At 69.7% G+C, this 17,446-nt stretch carries 17 protein-coding genes and 1 pseudogene; 14 read left to right on the top strand and 4 right to left on the bottom strand.

The window, feature by feature from the left end:
• Positions 1–119: 119 nt before the first annotated feature.
• From ACJ7VY_RS12060 to ACJ7VY_RS12070, 3 genes are all read right to left on the bottom strand, one after another.
• On the bottom strand, positions 120–1,811 hold the full coding sequence (locus ACJ7VY_RS12060) for an amidohydrolase (protein ID WP_409475697.1): 1,692 nt from the start codon (positions 1,809–1,811) through the stop codon (positions 120–122).
• A gap of 99 nt (positions 1,812–1,910) precedes the next feature.
• Positions 1,911–2,603 (bottom strand): glycine zipper 2TM domain-containing protein, encoded by a 693-nt coding sequence (locus ACJ7VY_RS12065; protein ID WP_409475698.1) that lies wholly within the window; start codon positions 2,601–2,603, stop codon positions 1,911–1,913.
• Positions 2,604–2,707: 104 nt separating this feature from the next.
• Positions 2,708–3,142, bottom strand: coding sequence for an OsmC family protein (locus tag ACJ7VY_RS12070; protein WP_240212183.1), 435 nt, complete (start codon positions 3,140–3,142; stop codon positions 2,708–2,710).
• Between the two features lie 326 nt (positions 3,143–3,468).
• On the opposite strand from ACJ7VY_RS12070, the gene ACJ7VY_RS12075 reads away from it, so the two are divergent.
• The 3 genes from ACJ7VY_RS12075 to ACJ7VY_RS12085 all read left to right on the top strand — a co-directional run bounded on the left by ACJ7VY_RS12075 (position 3,469) and on the right by ACJ7VY_RS12085 (position 5,340).
• Positions 3,469–3,867 (top strand): HU family DNA-binding protein, encoded by a 399-nt coding sequence (locus ACJ7VY_RS12075; RefSeq protein WP_104940241.1) that lies wholly within the window; start codon positions 3,469–3,471, stop codon positions 3,865–3,867.
• A gap of 486 nt (positions 3,868–4,353) precedes the next feature.
• A complete protein-coding gene (locus tag ACJ7VY_RS12080) occupies positions 4,354–4,659 on the top strand; it encodes a DUF3861 family protein (RefSeq protein ID WP_104939359.1) in 306 nt (101 codons plus the stop codon).
• A 93-nt stretch (positions 4,660–4,752) separates the two neighbouring features.
• Positions 4,753–5,340, top strand: coding sequence for a DUF1439 domain-containing protein (locus tag ACJ7VY_RS12085; protein ID WP_104939360.1), 588 nt, complete (start codon positions 4,753–4,755; stop codon positions 5,338–5,340).
• A gap of 196 nt (positions 5,341–5,536) precedes the next feature.
• On the opposite strand, the gene ACJ7VY_RS12090 is transcribed toward ACJ7VY_RS12085, so the two are convergent.
• Positions 5,537–6,004: an SET domain-containing protein gene (locus ACJ7VY_RS12090; RefSeq protein WP_409475699.1), complete on the bottom strand. Its 468-nt coding sequence runs from the start codon at positions 6,002–6,004 to the stop codon at positions 5,537–5,539.
• Between the two features lie 177 nt (positions 6,005–6,181).
• Between ACJ7VY_RS12090 and ACJ7VY_RS12095 the strand changes: the two genes are divergently transcribed.
• The 11 genes and pseudogenes from ACJ7VY_RS12095 to ACJ7VY_RS12145 all read left to right on the top strand — a co-directional run bounded on the left by ACJ7VY_RS12095 (position 6,182) and on the right by ACJ7VY_RS12145 (position 17,305).
• Positions 6,182–6,628, top strand: a complete 447-nt coding sequence (locus ACJ7VY_RS12095; RefSeq protein ID WP_104939361.1) for an SUF system Fe-S cluster assembly regulator — start codon at positions 6,182–6,184, stop codon at positions 6,626–6,628.
• Positions 6,629–6,645: 17 nt separating this feature from the next.
• Positions 6,646–8,121, top strand: a complete 1,476-nt coding sequence (sufB, locus tag ACJ7VY_RS12100) for a Fe-S cluster assembly protein SufB (RefSeq protein WP_104939362.1) — start codon at positions 6,646–6,648, stop codon at positions 8,119–8,121.
• Entirely contained in the window at positions 8,118–8,528 is a 411-nt protein-coding gene (locus tag ACJ7VY_RS12105; RefSeq protein ID WP_409475700.1) for a lysozyme inhibitor LprI family protein, read from the top strand. The genes sufB and ACJ7VY_RS12105 overlap by 4 nt, the downstream gene beginning before the upstream one ends.
• 99 nt (positions 8,529–8,627) lie before the next feature.
• Positions 8,628–9,332: pseudogene (sufC, locus tag ACJ7VY_RS12110) on the top strand (Fe-S cluster assembly ATPase SufC); the annotation flags it as partial.
• Complete coding sequence (gene sufD / locus ACJ7VY_RS12115; protein ID WP_409475701.1) at positions 9,332–10,645, top strand: Fe-S cluster assembly protein SufD; 1,314 nt, start codon at positions 9,332–9,334, stop codon at positions 10,643–10,645. The pseudogene sufC and the gene sufD, both read left to right, overlap by 1 nt.
• Entirely contained in the window at positions 10,642–11,898 is a 1,257-nt protein-coding gene (locus tag ACJ7VY_RS12120) for a cysteine desulfurase (RefSeq protein ID WP_409475702.1), read from the top strand. Before sufD ends, ACJ7VY_RS12120 begins: the two co-directional genes overlap by 4 nt.
• A 99-nt stretch (positions 11,899–11,997) precedes the next feature.
• Positions 11,998–12,534 carry a GNAT family N-acetyltransferase gene (locus tag ACJ7VY_RS12125; protein WP_409475703.1) on the top strand — a complete coding sequence of 179 codons (537 nt, stop codon included), beginning with the start codon at positions 11,998–12,000 and terminating at the stop codon, positions 12,532–12,534.
• Positions 12,531–12,863, top strand: a complete 333-nt coding sequence (locus ACJ7VY_RS12130; RefSeq protein WP_313247700.1) for a non-heme iron oxygenase ferredoxin subunit — start codon at positions 12,531–12,533, stop codon at positions 12,861–12,863. The genes ACJ7VY_RS12125 and ACJ7VY_RS12130 overlap by 4 nt, the downstream gene beginning before the upstream one ends.
• Before the next feature lie 647 nt (positions 12,864–13,510).
• Complete coding sequence (locus tag ACJ7VY_RS12135) at positions 13,511–15,793, top strand: TonB-dependent receptor (protein ID WP_409475704.1); 2,283 nt, start codon at positions 13,511–13,513, stop codon at positions 15,791–15,793.
• A 97-nt stretch (positions 15,794–15,890) separates the two neighbouring features.
• Positions 15,891–16,616 (top strand): tetratricopeptide repeat protein, encoded by a 726-nt coding sequence (locus tag ACJ7VY_RS12140; protein ID WP_409475705.1) that lies wholly within the window; start codon positions 15,891–15,893, stop codon positions 16,614–16,616.
• 11 nt (positions 16,617–16,627) lie between these two features.
• Complete coding sequence (locus ACJ7VY_RS12145; protein ID WP_104939370.1) at positions 16,628–17,305, top strand: Fe2+-dependent dioxygenase; 678 nt, start codon at positions 16,628–16,630, stop codon at positions 17,303–17,305.
• The last annotated feature ends 141 nt before the right edge of the window (positions 17,306–17,446 follow it).

Below are 17,446 nucleotides of genomic sequence, written 5' to 3' on the forward strand. Positions count from 1 at the left end.
CGTGGATGCATGGCCCTCTGGCGCGCGCAGCGTGGCATCCACCGCGGCCTGTCCGTGCGGCGATCCGGTATCGGCGTCACGGTGCGGCCGGGCCACTCCGGCCGCGCCGCACCGCGGGGTCAGCCTTCGCCGGCCGGCGCCGCGGCGGTGTACACCGGCTCGCCATCGACCCAGGTGGACAGCACCTTCAATGCGTCCAGGCGACCGCTGGCCGGATCCAGCGGATCGCGATCGAGCACCACGAAGTCCGCGTGCAGGCCGGCGCGCAGGCGCCCGACCCGGGTCTCGTCATGTCCGGCATACGCCGCGTCGCTGGTGAAGCCACGCAGCGCCTGTTCCGCGCTCAGGCGCTGCTCCGGCTGCCAACCACCCGGCGGGTGGCCATCGCGGTCCTGCCGGGTCACCGCGGCATACAGGCCCAGCCGCGGATCGACCTGCTCGACCGGGAAGTCCGACCCCAGCGCCAGCCGCGCGCCGCTGTGCAGGTAACGCTGCCAGGCATAGGCCCCCTTGATCCGCTCCGGCCCGACGCGCTGCTCGGCCCAGCCCATGTCCGACGTGGCGTGGGTGGGCTGCATCGAGGCGATCACCCCGAGCCGGGCGAAGCGCGGGATGTCCTCCAGCGCCACCACCTGCGCGTGCTCCACGCGCCAGCGGTGGTCGTTGCCCTTGTGTGCGCCCAGCACCTTCTCGTAGGTGTCGAGCACGATGCGGTTGCCGCGGTCGCCGATGGCGTGGGTGGCCACCTGCACCTTGCAGCCATCGGCCTTGCGCACGGCCACCTCGAATTCCTCCGGCGAGGTCATCAGCAGGCCGCGGTTGTGCGGGTCGTCGCTGTAGTCGGCCAGCAGCGCGGCGCCGCGGCTGCCCAGCGCGCCGTCCATGAACAGCTTTACCCCATGCATCTGCAGGCGCCCGCCCGGATGGGTGTAGCGCCCGTTGGCGCACAGGTCATCGAGCGCCGCGTTGTTGCCATCGGCGTAGGCGTCGATGCGCAGCGGCAATCTGCCCTGGTCGGCCAGCCGCTTCATCACCGCCAGGTCGCCGCGCGACACGCCCATGTCGTGCACGCCGGTCAGGCCGTTGCTGACCGCCAGTTGCAGTGCGGCCTGCAGGCGCTTTTCGCGCACCGCCGCGTCAGGCGCCGGGATGTGCGCGCTGACCAGCGCCGACGCAGCGTCCACCAGCACCCCGGCCGGCTTGCCGGCGGCATCGCGCAGGATGCGCCCGCCCTCGGGTTGCCAGTCGCCGGACAGCGACCTGCCCGCCTTCTCCGCGATCCGCAGCGCGGCGCTGTTCGCCCAGCCGGCGTGGCCGTCGACACGTTCCAGGTACACCGGTCGTTCGGGGAACGCGGCGTCCAGGTCGGCGGCGGTCGGGAACGCGGTATCGTCCCAGCGGTTCTGGTCCCAACCGGCGCCAAGCAGCCACTCGCCCGGCGCCAGCGTCTTCTCGAACGCGCGCAGCCGCTCGACCACGTCGGCACGGCTGCGCGCGCCATTGAGATCGGCCTGCGCCAGGGTGTTGCCAAGGCCGACCAAGTGCGCGTGCGCGTCGATCAGGCCCGGCACCACCGTGGCCTTGCCGACATCGACCCGCGTGGCCTGCGGATAGCGCTGCAGCAACGCGGTGCGTTCGCCCACCGCCATCAGGCGGCCGTCGTCCGTGTCCCAGGCCAGCGCGCTGGCGGACGGCTGCTGCGGATCGCCGGTGCGGATGGTGTCGGCGAGCAGCACCCGGACCCCGGCCGCGACCGGCGCGACATGCAGGCAGGGAAGCAGGATGGCGAGACAGGCGGCGGTACGGCGCATGCGGGGACACTCCTGGCCAACGGGAACGGCGACTATGCCGTCATCGGCCAGGCGTGACAACGAACCGCGGACGCCGTCGGGCGTTGCGACGGGCGCGGATCAGTCGGCGCTGACGTCCACCCGCACCCGGATGCGTTCGCCCGGGTGGTAGTCGCGGCGGGTGTGGTACTCGCGGCCGGCGTACTCGTAGGTAACGTCGTAGCCGGCCACCCGTTCGCGCTCGTAGCCATAGCCACCGACATCGCGTTCGGGCTCGCAGACGCGCACGTCCGAACGGCGGTACAGCGGACGGTTGTTGGCGTCATAGATCGCGCGACCGGCGGCGCCGCCGGCGACGGTACCGATCGCGGTGCCGAGATAGCGGCCATCGCCGCCACCGATGCGGCTGCCGAGGATGGCGCCGGCCAGGCCACCGATCACCGTTGCCACCTGGCGCGCGCCATCGCTGCCCTGGCGATAGCCGCCATCGCGCCCGTCGCCATAGTCGCGGATATCGCCACGCTCGCGGCGGTAGCCGTCGGCGTCGTACACGTAATCGCCATCGCTGCGCTCGTAACAGGCGCCCTGGCGGCCGCCGCCGTCGACGATGATCGGATCCACCCGCACCACCCGGGCATAGTCGTAGACCGGGCCGTTGTCGTCGCGGTCGTAACGGCCATCATCGTCGCGCCACTGGCCGCTGCTGCCCGGGTAGGGGCGATAGCTGCCGTCGTCGTAGCGCTGCGCCGAGGCGGTGAACGCCAGCAGGCAACCAAAGACCAGGACACCTGCAACAGGCAATGATCGGGACATGGCGGCCGCACCGGCGTGGGAGATGGACGGATGCTCCGGCGCGGCGCGTGAAACGGCCCTGAACCGGAACGCCGGGGCGGTTGCGCACCGCCCCGGCCGACGGGTCAGGAGGCGAACTCGGTTTCCAGGCTGATCGGCACCGCGCTGAGCGCCTTGGACACCGGGCAGTTCTGCTTGGCGTCGTCGGCCACCGCGCGGAACTTCACTTCGTCCATGCCGGGCACCACCGCCTTCACCCTGAGGCGGATGCGCGACAGCTGCGGCCCGCCCTCCATCGACAGGTCGACATCGGCGCGGGTGTCGAGCGAGCGCGGCGGGAAACCGGCTTCGGTCAGTTTCGCCGACAGCGCCATGGTGAAGCAGCCGGCGTGCGCGGCGGCGATCAGCTCTTCGGGATTGGTGCCCTTCTCGTCACCGAAGCGGCTGGAAAACGCGTAGCGGGTGTTGTCCATCAGGCCGCTCTGCGGCGTGCTCAGCCGCCCCTGCCCGCTCTTGAGGTCACCTTCCCAGTGCGCGGTGGCGTGACGCGAAATACCCATGGCAAGTCTCCTGTGCATGCATTGAAGGTGGCCCCAGCCTAGGCGAGCGTTCGTTAGCGCCTTGTGCGCCGCGGGGCATCGCCCCGCGCGCCGGCCAGCGCTGCCGGCCGCGCCCATGCCCGCCGCCATTACCGGCATGCACCCCCGCGTTTGCCGTGCATTTTCCCGCCGCCGTCGCCCCGTGCCGTGGCAAAAGGGCGGCTGGATGCAATTTTTATGGGGTTTTTGTGCCCCGGCCTATTGGCGATGCACCGCGCATGCCCTACATTTCGCTTGCCGACGGGGTCGGCACGACCAACAACCATCCGCTCACGGAACAGGAAACCATGGCAAAGACCGCTAAGAAGGCTGCCCCGAAGAAGGCAGCGAAGAAAGTCGCTACGAAGGCAGCCGCCAAGCCGGCCGCTCCCAAGCCGATCAAGGAAGCCCTGACCAAGTCGGGTCTGGTTGCACACCTGGCCGAGGCGACCAGCGTCGCCGCCAAGGATGTCCGTTCCGTCCTGGCCGCGCTGGAAGGCGCCGTTGCCGCATCGGTCAACAAGAAGGGCGCTGGCAGCTTCACCCTGCCGGGCCTGCTGAAGATCACCACCGTGAGCGTGCCGGCCAAGCCGAAGCGCAAGGGCATCAACCCGTTCACCAAGGAAGAGCAGTGGTTCGCCGCCAAGCCGGCTTCCACCAAGATCAAGGTGCGCCCGCTCAAGAAGCTCAAGGACGCCGCGATCTGATCCGCGCGCCCTGGGCGAAACAACGGGACGGCCATGCCGTCCCGTTTTTTTTTGCGCCATCCACGGCGCTTCCCGGGTCATAGACGGGCAACGCCGGAATCGTCCCGGCGCCCGCCTGCAAGGCGTCTGCACCAACCCGCGCGGATGCGCGGAGGGGAGATCCAGCCACCGCGCGCAAGCGCCGCCATCACCACGGTGCGTTGCCGGAACGGCAGCAATCGGCGGGCGCCGACATGCACCGGGAGCAGCCGGCGGTTCGAAAGCACGGGACCTGCCCTCCAACGGACGCCATGGCCGGCACCGTGGACCGATGCGCCACGCGGCCTGCGGCACGCCCGCCAGCGATGGCCACGGGACGCCCGCCGGCAGGGGCCGCTGCCCTGCGCGGCGGCCTGCACTGGAACACAGCGTCATGGGCTGGCGCCTCGCCCCGGCCGCGCGCCGGGCCTATGGTGGTCGCCAAGCCACACGACCCCACGCCACACCATGTCCAGCAGCAAGCACCGTTACCGCATCACCGTCACGCCGATCGAAGCCGATGGCCTGCAGTGCAGCGGCCGTTGCACCATCGAGTTCGAGCAGCGCAGCCCGCGCGACTGGATGCGCGAACTGGAGGAGGCCCAGCGGCAGCGGCGCCTGTCCTGCAACGAGGCCGCCGGCGTCGTGGTCGCCACCGGGCTGCTGGAAGCGCTGGCCGCGGCCGCGCGCGGCGACGGCCACCCGCTGGCCACGCTGCAGCCGGAACTGGACGGACTGATCGCGCGGCTGCGCGCACTGCGCCCGGCGCAGTGACTGCGGCGACGCCGGCGCCAGCGCGCTAACCGGCCATTCACCGTTTCCGGGTATCGTGCGTCGCTTCCCGCCGCACTCTCACAGGCCGATACGATGAACCTCCGCACCCTGTTGCTGCCCGCCGTCGCCTGCGTGGTCCTGGCCACCAGCGCCCATGCCGCGCCGCAGGTCAGCGGCCGCCGGCTCCTGGTCGACGCGGCCGACGTGCAGCACTACCTGGACGGCAGTTTCCCCCGGTCGCAGAAGGCACTGGGCGGGCTGCTGGCGATGACCGTCAGCCAGCCGCGGCTCACCCTGCCCGCGGGCAGCCGCCTGAACCTGCAGTTCGACCTGGCCATGGCCGCCGCCGGCGGCGCGCCGATGCCGGTGGGCAACGTACAGCTCAGCAGCGGCCTGCGCTACGACGCGCAGACCCGTGGCTTCCACCTCGAGCAACCGACCGTCGACGCGTTCCGCCCGGCCATGGCCGGGGCCGAACTCGACGCCGGCACCCGCGGCCTGCTCAACACCTGGCTGGCCGACTACGCGCGCCGCGAGCCGATCTACCGCATCGAACCGGCCATCGCCAACGTGATGGGTGCGCTGCAGGTGAAGTCGGTGGGTATCGAAAACGGCCGCATCGCGGTGGATTTCAACCAGAACCTCGGCACGCTGCTGCCGCAGGGTCTGCTGGGCAACTGAGGTTCGGCGCGCCTGCGACGACGCGAGGCGCCACGAAACAGACGGCCGTGGATGCGCGGCTTGCCCCGCCTGGAGCTCGCCGGGAAGTCCAGTGCCGGGCAAGCCCGGCCCCTGCGGACCAGCGGGCAGTTCCACCTGCCGGGAACGAAGAAGGCCGCCGAAGCGGCCTTCTTCATGTCCAGTCACCCGCTGCCGCTCAGCGCTTGGGCTGCAGCATGGTGCCGGTGCACTTGGGCGAGCCGCAGCGGCACTCCCAGATCTTCTTCAGCCGCGGGGTGTGGCGCTCGGCCAGGGTGATGCCGTAGTTGTAGGTCAGCTCCTCGCCCGGACGGATCGCGCGGACCGCCTCGATGAACACCTTGTCGGCGGTGCGGTCGTCGCCCTCGGCCTCTTCGATCAGCGCCTCGCAGTTGGGGTCGCAGCTGTGGTTGATCCAGCGCGCGTCGTTGCCCTTGTAGCTGGCATCGATGACGTAATCGTCGTTGAGCGTGAACAGGAAGGTATGCCCGCTTTCCACGTCGCCCGCATCGTCGGCGTCCACCTCGGCGTGGGTCCGGCGCAGCCCCTTGTACTCGATGATGCGTTCGCCCTTGGCGATGGCCGCCAGCGCGAACACGCCATTGCCGTGGATGGTGGATTTGCGCGCCTGGATCTTCTTGGGCATGTACATGGCCGGGAAACGATGGGAAGGAGGATTCTCGCGCAGTCGCGCAGGCTTCCCAAGCCCGGGACGCCACAAGGCGGCCGCTTGACCTGCATCAACGCGGCGGCCGGCGGCCGATTTGAGGCCCCGCGCACAAAAGCGTACAATTTCGGTCCACATTGATTCCCCCGCCTTCGCATGCTCCGCGTCACCAAGCTCACCGATTACGCCAGCGTCGTCATGACCGTGCTCGCCACGCGGCCGGACGAGGTCTTGAGCGCGACCGAGCTGGCGGAGGCGGCCGGGCTCGAACCGCCCACGGTCAGCAAGCTGCTCAAGCCGCTGGCGCAGGCCGGGCTGGTCGAAGGCCTGCGCGGCGTGCGCGGCGGCTACCGCCTGACCCGCCCGGCCACCGAGATCAGCCTGATCGAGATCGTCGAGGCGATGGAAGGCCCGCTGGCGATCACCGAATGCAGCCAGGGCGAGAGCCAGTGCGGCATCGCGCGCCAGTGCGGGGTGCGTTCCAACTGGCGGCTGATCAACGACGTGGTCGCCGATGCCCTGCGCGGGGTCACCCTGGCGCAGATGCTGCACCCCCTCCCACTTGCTGATCGCCGGCGCATCGACGTCAGCATCGTTTCCTGAATTCCGTAGGCAGCCTCATGGCCACCGAGACCATCGACAACGTCGGCAGCGCCGACACCCCCAACCGCGAGATCCACGAACAGCTGGGCCGCAAGTACGCGGCCGGCTTCGTCACCGACATCGAGTCCGAGTCGTTCCCGCCGGGCCTGGACGAGGACATCATCCGCGCCCTGTCGGCCAAGAAGGACGAGCCGGAATGGATGACGCAGTGGCGCCTGGACGCCTACCGCCATTTCCTGACCATGCGCCAGCCGGACTGGGCCAAGCTGCAGATCGGCCCGATCGACCTGCAGGCGCTGAGCTATTACTCCGCGCCCAAGGGCCCCAAGTACAAGTCGCTGGACGAAGTCCCCAAGGAACTGCTGGACACCTACGACAAGCTCGGCGTGCCGCTGCATGAACGCGCCAGGCTGGCCGGCGTGGCGGTCGACGCGGTGTTCGACTCGGTCTCGGTGGGCACCACGTTCCGCAAGGAGCTGGCCGACAAGGGCGTGATCTTCTGCTCGATCTCCGAGGCCATCCGCGAGCACCCCGAACTGGTCCGCCAGTACCTGGGCTCGGTGGTGCCGGTGGGCGACAACTATTTCGCCGCGCTCAACTCGGCGGTGTTCTCCGACGGCAGCTTCGTGTTCGTGCCCAAGGGCGTGCGCTGCCCGATGGAGCTGAGCACCTATTTCCGCATCAACGCCAACAATACCGGCCAGTTCGAACGCACGCTGATCATCTGCGAGGACAGGGGCCACGTCTCCTACCTGGAAGGCTGCACCGCGCCGATGCGCGACGAGAACCAGCTGCACGCCGCGGTGGTGGAACTGGTGGCGCTGGAAGACGCCGAGATCAAGTACTCCACCGTGCAGAACTGGTACCCGGGCGACGAGAACGGCGTCGGCGGCATCTACAACTTCGTCACCAAGCGCGCCGAATGCCGCGGTGCCCGTTCCAAGGTCACCTGGACCCAGGTGGAGACCGGTTCGGCGATCACCTGGAAGTACCCTTCGTGCGTGCTGCTGGGCGACGACTCGGTGGGCGAGTTCCACTCGGTGGCGCTGACCCACCACCGCCAGCAGGCCGACACCGGCACCAAGATGATCCACGTCGGCAAGCGCACCAAGAGCAAGATCGTGTCCAAGGGCATCAGCGCCGGCCGTGGCCAGAACACCTACCGCGGCCTGGTCAAGGTCGCTGCCAGCGCCGACGGCGCGCGCAACTACACCCAGTGCGACTCGCTGCTGATCGGCAAGAAATGCGGTGCGCATACCTTCCCCTATATCGAGGTGAAGAACCCCGCCGCCACCGTCGAGCACGAGGCCACCACCTCCAAGATCTCCGACGACCAGCTGTTCTACTGCCGCGCGCGCGGCATCGACCAGGAGAACGCGGTGTCGATGATCGTCGACGGCTTCTGCAAGCAGGTGTTCAAGGAGCTGCCGATGGAGTTCGCGGTGGAGGCCAAGAAGCTGCTGGAAGTGTCGCTGGAAGGCTCGGTCGGATGAGTCGCCTGCTCCTGCTCCTGCTGGCATTGCTGCCGGCCGCTGCCTCGGCCGCCCCGCCGGCCAAGGCCTGCGACGGCGCCCGCACCCAGCTGGACATCAACGAATGCGCCGCGCGTGAAGCCGACGCCAGCGATGCCGAGCTCAACGCCGTGTACCGGCAGGTGATGCAGAAGCTGCAGGGCCAGCCGGTGGCCATCGCCAGGCTGCGCGACGCCCAGCGCCTGTGGATCCAGCTGCGCGACGCCGACATCCAGGCCCGCTACCCGGTGGGCAAGGACGAGAACCCGCGCGTGCTGTACGGCTCGATGTACCCGATGCTGTATTCGGCCAACAGGGCCGAGCTCACCCGGCAGCGCACCGGCTGGCTGCGCGCCACCTTCCTCGATCGCGCCGAAGGCGAGCTCTGATCGCCCTGCCCCACATTCAAATTTGAAGACCGCACCCTCATGTTGAAGATCGAAAACCTCCACGCAAGCATCGCCGGCAAGGAAATCCTCAAGGGCCTGTCGCTGGACGTGAAGCCCGGCGAAGTCCACGCCATCATGGGCCCGAACGGCGCCGGCAAGTCCACGCTGGGCAATGTGCTGTCCGGCCGCGATGGCTATGAGGTCACCGCGGGCAGCGTGCGTTTCGAGGGCAACGACCTGCTGGAGCTGGAGCCGGAGGCGCGCGCCGCCGCCGGCCTGTTCCTGGCGTTCCAGTACCCGGTGGAGATCCCGGGCGTGAACAACACCTATTTCCTGCGCGCCGCGCTCAACGCCCAGCGCAAGGCGCGCGGCGAGGAAGAACTCGATTCGATGCAGTTCCTCAAGCTGGTGCGGCAGAAGCTGGCCGTGCTGCACCTGAAGGACGAGCTGCTGCACCGCGGCGTCAACGAAGGCTTCTCCGGCGGCGAGAAGAAGCGCAACGAGATCTTCCAGCTGGCGGTGCTGGAGCCGAAGCTGGCGATCCTGGACGAGACCGACTCGGGGCTGGACATCGACGCGCTCAAGAGCGTGGCCGACGGCGTCAACGCGCTGCGCTCGCCCGAGCGCTCGTTCCTGGTCATCACCCACTACCAGCGCCTGCTCGACTACATCAAGCCGGACGTGGTGCACGTGCTGGCCGATGGCCGCATCGTCAAGAGTGGCGGCCCGGCGCTGGCGCTGGAACTGGAAGCGCACGGCTACGACTTCCTCAAGGACCGCGTGGTGCGCGAGGCAGCCAAGTAATGAGCCCGCTCCTGCAATCGCTGGCCGCCGCGTTCTGCGGCAACGACGAGCGTCGTGCCGCGCTCGCTGCCGCGCTGCGCAGCGGCCTGCCCGCCGCGCGCAGCGAAGCCTGGAAGTACACCTCGCTGCGCCAGCTCGAACGCCGCAGCTTCGGTGCCGCGCCGCTGCAGGCGCCGGCCATCGACGCCGCACTGCTGGCCGCCATCCCGGCGCCGCGGCTGGTCTTCGTCAACGGTCGCCCCAGCGACGCCCACAGCGACCTGTCAGGGCTGGACACCGGCGTCCAGGTACGCACGCTGTCGGTGGTACGCCGCGACGAGCCGCTGGCCGCCGGCTTCCTGGGCCGCCGCTTCGACCGCGCTGAGGAGGTGTTCGCCCAGCTCAACGCCGCGCTCGCCGACGAGGGCGTGCTGGTGCAGGTGGCCGAGGGCATCGCCGCGACGACGCCGTTGCACCTGGTGTTCGTCAGCGCGCCGCTGGCCGCCACGCACGCCGATGCCACGACCGCGGCCGCCGCCGCGACCCGGGACGCGACCGACATCGCCTGGCATCACCGGCACCTGGTCGAACTGCGCCGTGGCGCGTCGCTGGACCTGATCGAACACCACCTGCAGGCCGGCGACAGCGCGCACCTGGACAACACCCTGGTGCATGTCCACCTGGCGCAGGGCGCGCGGCTCGCGCATGCCCGCGTGCAGGCCGACAGCGCGCGCGCCACCGCGCTGCTGCGCACCGACGCGGTGCTGGCGCGCGATGCGGAGTACCGCCGCATCGACCTGGAACTGGGCGCCGCGCTGAGCCGCCATGAACTCAACGTGCGGCTGGAAGGCGACAACGCCCTGCTGGTCGCCAATGGCGTGCTGCTGGGCACCGGCCGCCGCCACATCGACACCCGCCTGGGCATCGAGCACATCGCCCGCGACACCCGCGCCGAACTGCTGTGGCGGGGCGTGGCGACCAACCGCAGCCGGGTCGTGTTCCACGGCGGCATTCATATCCACGAGGGCGCCGACGGCACCGACGCCAACCTGTCCAACAAGAACCTGCTGCTGTCCGCCGACGCCGAGATCGATACCCAGCCCACGCTGGTGATCGACGCCGACGAGGTCAAGGCCGCGCACGGCGCCACCGTCGGCCAGCTCGACGCCAACGCGCTGTTCTACCTGCGCTCGCGCGGGGTGCCGGCCGAGCAGGCGCGCGCCATGCTCAGCACCGCGTTCTGCCACGAGCCGCTGGCCGCCGTGGACGACACCCTCACCGGGCAGCTGGTCCAGCATCTGGGCCAGGCACTGCACCAGGCAGGCATGGCATGAACCTTTCCTCCCCGCGCCCCCTCCCCGACACCGGCAGCGCCCCCGACTGGGAGCGCGTGCGTACCGATTTCCCGCTGCTGATGCGCGAGGTCAACGGCAAGCCGCTGGTGTATTTCGACAACGCCAACACCGCGCAGAAGCCGCTGCCGGTGATCGGCGCGGTCGATGAGTTCTACCGCCGCTACAACGCCAACGTCAGCCGCGCGGTGCACGCGCTGGGGACCGAGGCCACCGACGCCTACGAAGGCGCGCGCACCAAGCTGGCGCGCTTCCTCAACGTGCGCGCCAACGAGCTGGTGCTGTGCAGCGGCACCACCTTCGCCATCAACCTGGTGGCCTACTCGTGGGCGCTGCCGCGGCTGAAGGCCGGCGACGTGATCCTGGTCTCGCGCATGGAGCACCACGCCAACATCGTGCCGTGGCAGCTGGTCGCCGAACGCACCGGCGCCCGCATCCGCGTGGCCGAGATCACCCCGGACGGCAGCCTGGACATGGACGCGCTGCACGCGGCGATGACCGCGGACGTGAAGCTGCTGGCGCTGACCCACGTCTCCAACGTACTGGGCACGGTCAACCCGGTGCGCGATATCTGCCGCGAAGCGCGCCGGCGCGGCATCGTCAGCGTCATCGACGGCTCGCAGGCCGCGCCGCACCTGGCGCTGGACGTCGCCGCCATCGGCTGCGACTTCTACGCCGTCACCGGCCACAAGATGTGCGGCCCCACCGGCACCGGCGCGCTGTGGGCGCGCCGCGAGCTGCTGCAGGAGATGCCGCCGTTCCTGGGCGGCGGCGAGATGATCAAGGAGGTCAGCTTCGACGGCACGGTGTTCAACGACGCGCCGCACAAGTTCGAGGCGGGCACCCCCAACATTGCCGGCTTCGTCGGCCTTGGCGCGGCAGTCGACTACCTGGACGGCCTCGGCCGCGACCACATCGCCGCCCGCGAACAGCAACTGCTGGCGCACTTCACCGAGGAACTGCAGCGCGTGGACGGCGTGCGCATCTTCGGCACCGCGCCGCACAAGGCGGCGGTGGTCTCGTTCCTGGTCGAAGGCGCGCATGCGCACGACCTGGCCACCCTGCTCGACCTGCAGGGCGTGGCGGTACGCTCCGGCCAGCATTGCGCGCATCCGTTGCTGCAGTACTACGGGGTGGCCGCGACCTGCCGTGCCTCGCTGGCGTTCTACAACACGCACGCGGAAATCGAGGCGTTCATGGCCGCGCTGAAGAAGGTGCGCGCCCTGTTGGGCTGAGCGCGGAGGCGGGGCATGCCCCGCCCGCGGCGTTGCCGTCACGGCATGCGCGGCAGGCCCCGCATCTACAAGGAAATCCGGCATCGCTACAATGCGGCGATGGATACCCTCACCTTCCGCAGCGCCACCCCGGACGACGTTCCGGCCCTGATCGAACTGGTCACCTCGGCCTACCGCGGCGACGCCTCGCGCGTGGGCTGGACCACCGAAGCCGATCTCCTCGACGGCCAGCGGGTGGACGCCGCGGGCCTGCTGGCCGACATCCAGCGGCCGCGCAGCGTGATCCTGCTGGCCGAACAGGGCGGGCGGCTGCTGGCCTGCTGCCACGTCGCCGACGAGGACGGTCATGGCTACTTTGGCATGTTCGCGGTCAGCCCCGCGGCGCAGGGCGGCGGGGTCGGCAAACAGGTCATGCAGCATGCCGAGCGGCTTGTCGCGGCGCAGTGGGGGCTGCCGACCATGCAGATGACCGTGATCGACTGCCGCGACGAACTGATCGCCTTCTACGAGCGCCGCGGCTATGCCCGCACCGGCATCAAGAAGCCGTTCCCTTACGGCGACGCGCGCTTCGGCCTGCCCAGACGCGACGACCTGCGCTTTGAAGTCCTGGAGAAGCGACTGGAGCCGGTGGCATGAGCGCGACCTGGACCTATGTCTGCGCCAGCGACGAGCTGCTGCCGGGCGAGCTGAAGACCGCGTTCGACGAGGTGACCGGCGCGCCGATCGTCGTGTTCAACCTGGACGGCGAACTGTACGCGCTGGAAGACCAGTGCACGCACGAGGAGTTCGAGCTGTCCTCGGGCAGCATCGACCCGGTCGAGGGCAGCATCGAGTGCGTCCTGCATGGCGCCCGTTTCGATGTCCGCGAAGGCCGCGCCCTGTGCGCCCCGGCCTATACCCCGGTGCCCAAGTTCCCGGTCAAGCGCGAGAACGGCGGCATCTGGGCCCGCGACGACCGCGACTGACCCAGCCGGCACGGCGCCGGCCCGGGCGTCGCGCACGCGTGTGGACATGCGAATCATTATCGTTTAATTTACCGTTATGCATGCCGCCCGCCCCCGCCCGCGCGGCTCCCGCGACGGAGCCCCGCCCTGCCTGCCGACCGTTCCGGTGCGGCGGTACTGGCACCTGTGGCTGCTGGCATGCGGCTTTCTCGCCACCTGCCTGGTGGCGGCGCTGGCCCCCGCGGCCCACGCCGCCGCATCGCCCGCCGGCGGCGCGGCCGTTGTCACGTCCGCCGGCGAGCCGGCGGCCCCGGGCGGCCCATCGCTGCACCTGACTGCGATTGCCGAAGCCGATGCCGAAGCAGCGACCCGCGTCGCGCGCCCGGTGGCACTGTCGCGCGCGCCCTGGCCGGCATCGCATCCGGCCCGGCCAGCCACGCCACGGCGGATCAAGCCGGCGCCTGCGGCACCCGGCGCACGGGCGTACCGGTCGCCTCCGGGGCATGCGCCCCCTGCGCGCCACCACGGCTGAGTTCCGCGCGGCCGGGTCCACCTGCCAAAGGCCGCCAGGGGCCGCGCCTGCCTGCTCCATTCCGCTTCACGGGCGTCCGCACCGCCGGCGCCTGCGCTGCCGCTTTCGTCTTTACTTTTCCCGGACATCGTCATCCATGAGCCCCATCAAGACCCGCAAGTACCCGCCGCGTGCCGCCATGCTGGCCACCGCCACCCTCGCCGCCGGCTTCTCGCCCTTGGCCGCGCAGGCGGCGGACGCTGACGCCGGCGCCGCACAGGCCACCGATCTGGACAAGGTCCAGGTCCGCGGCAGCTGGTTCGCGCCGTCCTCGCCCAAGTTCACCGCCGAACTGCTGGATACGCCCAAGTCGGTGGCCGTGGTCACCGAGAAAACGCTGCAGGAGATCGGCGCCACCAACCTGGTGGACGCGCTGCGCATGGTGCCCGGCATTACCTTCGGCGCTGGCGAGGGTGGCAATTCGACCGGCGACCGCCCGTTCCTGCGTGGCTTCGATGGGCAGAGCAACATGTTCGTCGATGGCCTGCGCGACGTCGGCAGCCAGACCCGCGAAGTGTTCGACCTGGAGCAGCTGGAAGTGGTCAAGGGCCCGAGCTCGGCCTACGGCGGCCGTGATTCCGGCGGCGGCAGCATCAACCTGGTCAGCAAGACCCCGAAGCTGAAGAACCAGACCAGCGCCAGCATGGGCGTGGGCAGCGACCGCTACGCGCGCGGCACCGTGGACGCCAACTACGTGCTGGGCGACGGCATCGCCGCGCGCCTGAACCTGCTCAAGCACGAGTCCGACATCCCCGGCCGCGACGCCGCCAACGTCAGCCGCTGGGGTATCGCGCCGTCGATTGCGTTCGGCCTGAACGGGCCGCTGCAGGTGATCGCCAGCCATTACCACCTGGAAACCGACGACCTGCCCGATGCCGGCGGCTTCCCGTATGCCGACCCGGCCACCGGCACCACCACCGGCCGGCCGCTGGTGCCTGACCGCAACAACTACTACGGGCTGAAGGACCGCGACTTCCAGCGCACCCGCGCCGACATCAGCACCCTCGATGCCAGCTATGACCTGGGTGGCCACAAGCTGCGCAACATCGCGCGCCTGGGCAACACCAGCAACGACTACCTGTGGACCCAGCCGGACGACAGCAAGAACAACCCGAACAAGTACGGCACCCTGTGGCGCCGCACCAACGACCGCGCCATCGATACCCGCACCTTCGCCGACCAGCTCAGCCTGACCGGCGCCTTCCAGACCGGCGGGCTGAAGCACAGCTACAGCGCCGGGGTCGAATACAGCGAGGAGAAGAGCAGCAAGGGCCGCTACCTGATCGGCGGCGGCGGCACCAGCAACGCCATCGACGGCACCCAGGCCTGCCCGTCCACCGGCGCGGCGACCGGCTGGAACTGCACCGATTTCTACAACCCCAACCCGAACGACCCCTGGGCCGCCACCCACCCGGTCACCCGCAGCGACAAGGCGCTGGACATCCGCCAGACCACGCGCACCGCGTCGGTGTACGCGTTCGACACCCTCGAACTGAGTCCGCGCTGGCTGCTCAACCTGGGCCTGCGCTGGGACGACTACGACACCGAGCAGGTCACCCCGGTCGCGGGCAAGGCGCCGACCGTGCTGCGCAACAGCGAGTCCTTCGTCAACTACCAGGCCGGCGTGGTGTTCAAGCCCACGGCCAACGGCAGCATCTACCTGTCCTACGGCACCTCGTCCACGCCGCCGGGCATGGACAGCGGCGAAGGCAACGACGCGATCAGCGCCGCCATCCAGAACCTCAAGCCGCAGGAGACCAGGAACTACGAGCTGGGCACCAAGTGGGACCTGTTCGGCAACCGCCTGAGCCTGACCGCCGCGCTCTTCCACACCGAGATGAACAACGCGCGCGTGGTGGTCGACAGTGGTGACACCCGCAACGCCGGCCGGAAGGCGATCAACGGCGTGGAGATCGGCATCAACGGGCAGATCAGCGAACGCTGGAGCGTCGCCGGCGGCTACACCTGGATGGATTCGGAGCTGAAGGACAACGGCTACGTCTGCTCGGTGCCCAGCCGCAGCGGCTGCCCGGCGCCCGGGGTGTGGATCGTCTCGCCGAACAACGGCAACGTCTTCCCCAACACGCCGCGGCACGCGGCCACGCTGTGGACCACGTATGCGCTCCCGTTCGGCCTGACCCTGGGCGGTGGCGCCAGTTACGTGGACAAGCAGTACGGCGACGTCGCCAATACCAAGTGGATCCCGGCCTACACCCGCTGGGACGCGATGGCCAGCTACGCACTGCAGGACAACATCAGCCTGCAGCTCAACCTGCAGAACCTGACCGACAAGGTCTACTTCACCAAGGCCTATTCGTCGCACTACGCGAGCATCGCGCCGGGGCGTTCGGCCACGCTGGCGCTCAACGTCAGGTTCTGATCCCGGGACACGGACGGCGGCAGGTCTGCTGCCGCCGTCTTCGCCTTTCCGGCAGGCCCGTCTTTCCTTCAAACGCCAGGCCCGATCGAAGCCACCGATGTCCACGCCCTCCCGCCCCCCGCTCGATGCCGACGTGCTGGCCGCGCGCCTGCGTTCCGATCCACAGGCGGCCTTCGCCGAAGTCCGCGATGCCGCCCAGCACGGACTGGTCGCCGCGCAGCTGCTGCTGGCACAGATGTACATGGACGGCAAGGGCGTGGCGCGCGACGCCGAAGCGGCACTGCTGTGGTACGCCACCGCGGCCAACAACGGCGATGCGCTGGCGATGAACATGCTCGGCCGCTGCCACGAACTGGGCCAGGGCACCGCGCACGATCCGGCACTGGCTGCCGTCTGGTACCGGCGCGCGGCCGGGGCCGGGCTGGACTGGGGCATGTACAACCTGGCCAACCTGCTCGCCACCGGCCGCGGCGTGGCGCAGGACCGCCGCCAGGCGCTGGCGCTCTACACCCGCGCCGCCCACCTGGGCCACGCCAAGTCGATGAACCTGCTGGCGCGCCACCTGGAAGACGGGCTGGAGACCGCACGCGACCCGCAGGCGGCGCTGGACTGGTACCGGCGCGCGGCCGAAGCCGGGGACTTCCGCGGGCAGGCCAACTACGCCTCCATCCTGTTGCAGCAGGCGCGCATCGACGAAGCGCTGCACTGGCTGCGGCTTGCGCTCGACCACGGCAGCCCCGCGTTCATGGCGCATATCGTTCCGCAACTGGCCGCCTCGCCGCACCCCCGGGTACGCGCGCTGGCCGACTCTCCCGCAGACTGAGGAAAGCCCCGATGCTGCTGCATATCCCCAACGTGTTGACACCGGCGCAGGTCGCCGGCTTCCGCGCCCGGCTCGACGCCGCGCAGTGGATCGATGGCCGCCAGACGGTGGGCCACCTCGGCGCCCAGGCCAAGCGCAACGAGCAGTTGCCGGAGGATTCGCCGCTGCGGCGCGAGCTGGGCGAGACCCTCCTGCTGGCACTGGCCAGGCACCCGCTGTTCTTCAGCGCCGCGCTGCCGCTCAAGTACCTGCCGCCCCGCTTCAACCGCTACACCGGCGGCGGCACCTACGGCTTCCATGTCGACGGCGCGGTGATGAACCTGTCCCAAGGCGAACAGCTGCGCTCGGACGTGTCGTGCACGCTGTTCCTCAACCCGCCGGACGAGTACGACGGCGGCGAGCTGGTCATCAGCGACACCTATGGCGAGCACGCGGTGAAGCTGCCGGCCGGCGACCTGATCCTGTACCCCTCCAGCAGCCTGCACCAGGTGACGCCGGTGACCCGTGGCGCGCGGCTGGCGTCGTTCTTCTGGGTGCAGAGCATGGTCCGCGACGACACCCGGCGGCGGATGCTGTTCGAACTGGACAGTTCCATCGAGACCCTGCGCCAGGGCAACGCCGACGCCGGCGCGGTGCTGCAGCTGACCGGCGTCTACCACAACCTGCTGCGGCAATGGGCCGAGGTCTGACGGTGCGGTGGGCAGGTTGATCCGCGTCAACCCAGCTTTAAATGAAATGAATTCTTATTTGCATCGGATAACGAATCCCAACTACAATTGCGCAACGCCGCCGGCCCGTTGATCGGCGGCCACTGACGCCCACCGGGGATC

The sequence above is a fragment of the Stenotrophomonas sp. Y-13 genome (genome assembly GCF_046267925.1).
In the GTDB taxonomy this organism is placed as follows: Bacteria; Pseudomonadota; Gammaproteobacteria; order Xanthomonadales; family Xanthomonadaceae; genus Stenotrophomonas; species Stenotrophomonas acidaminiphila_A.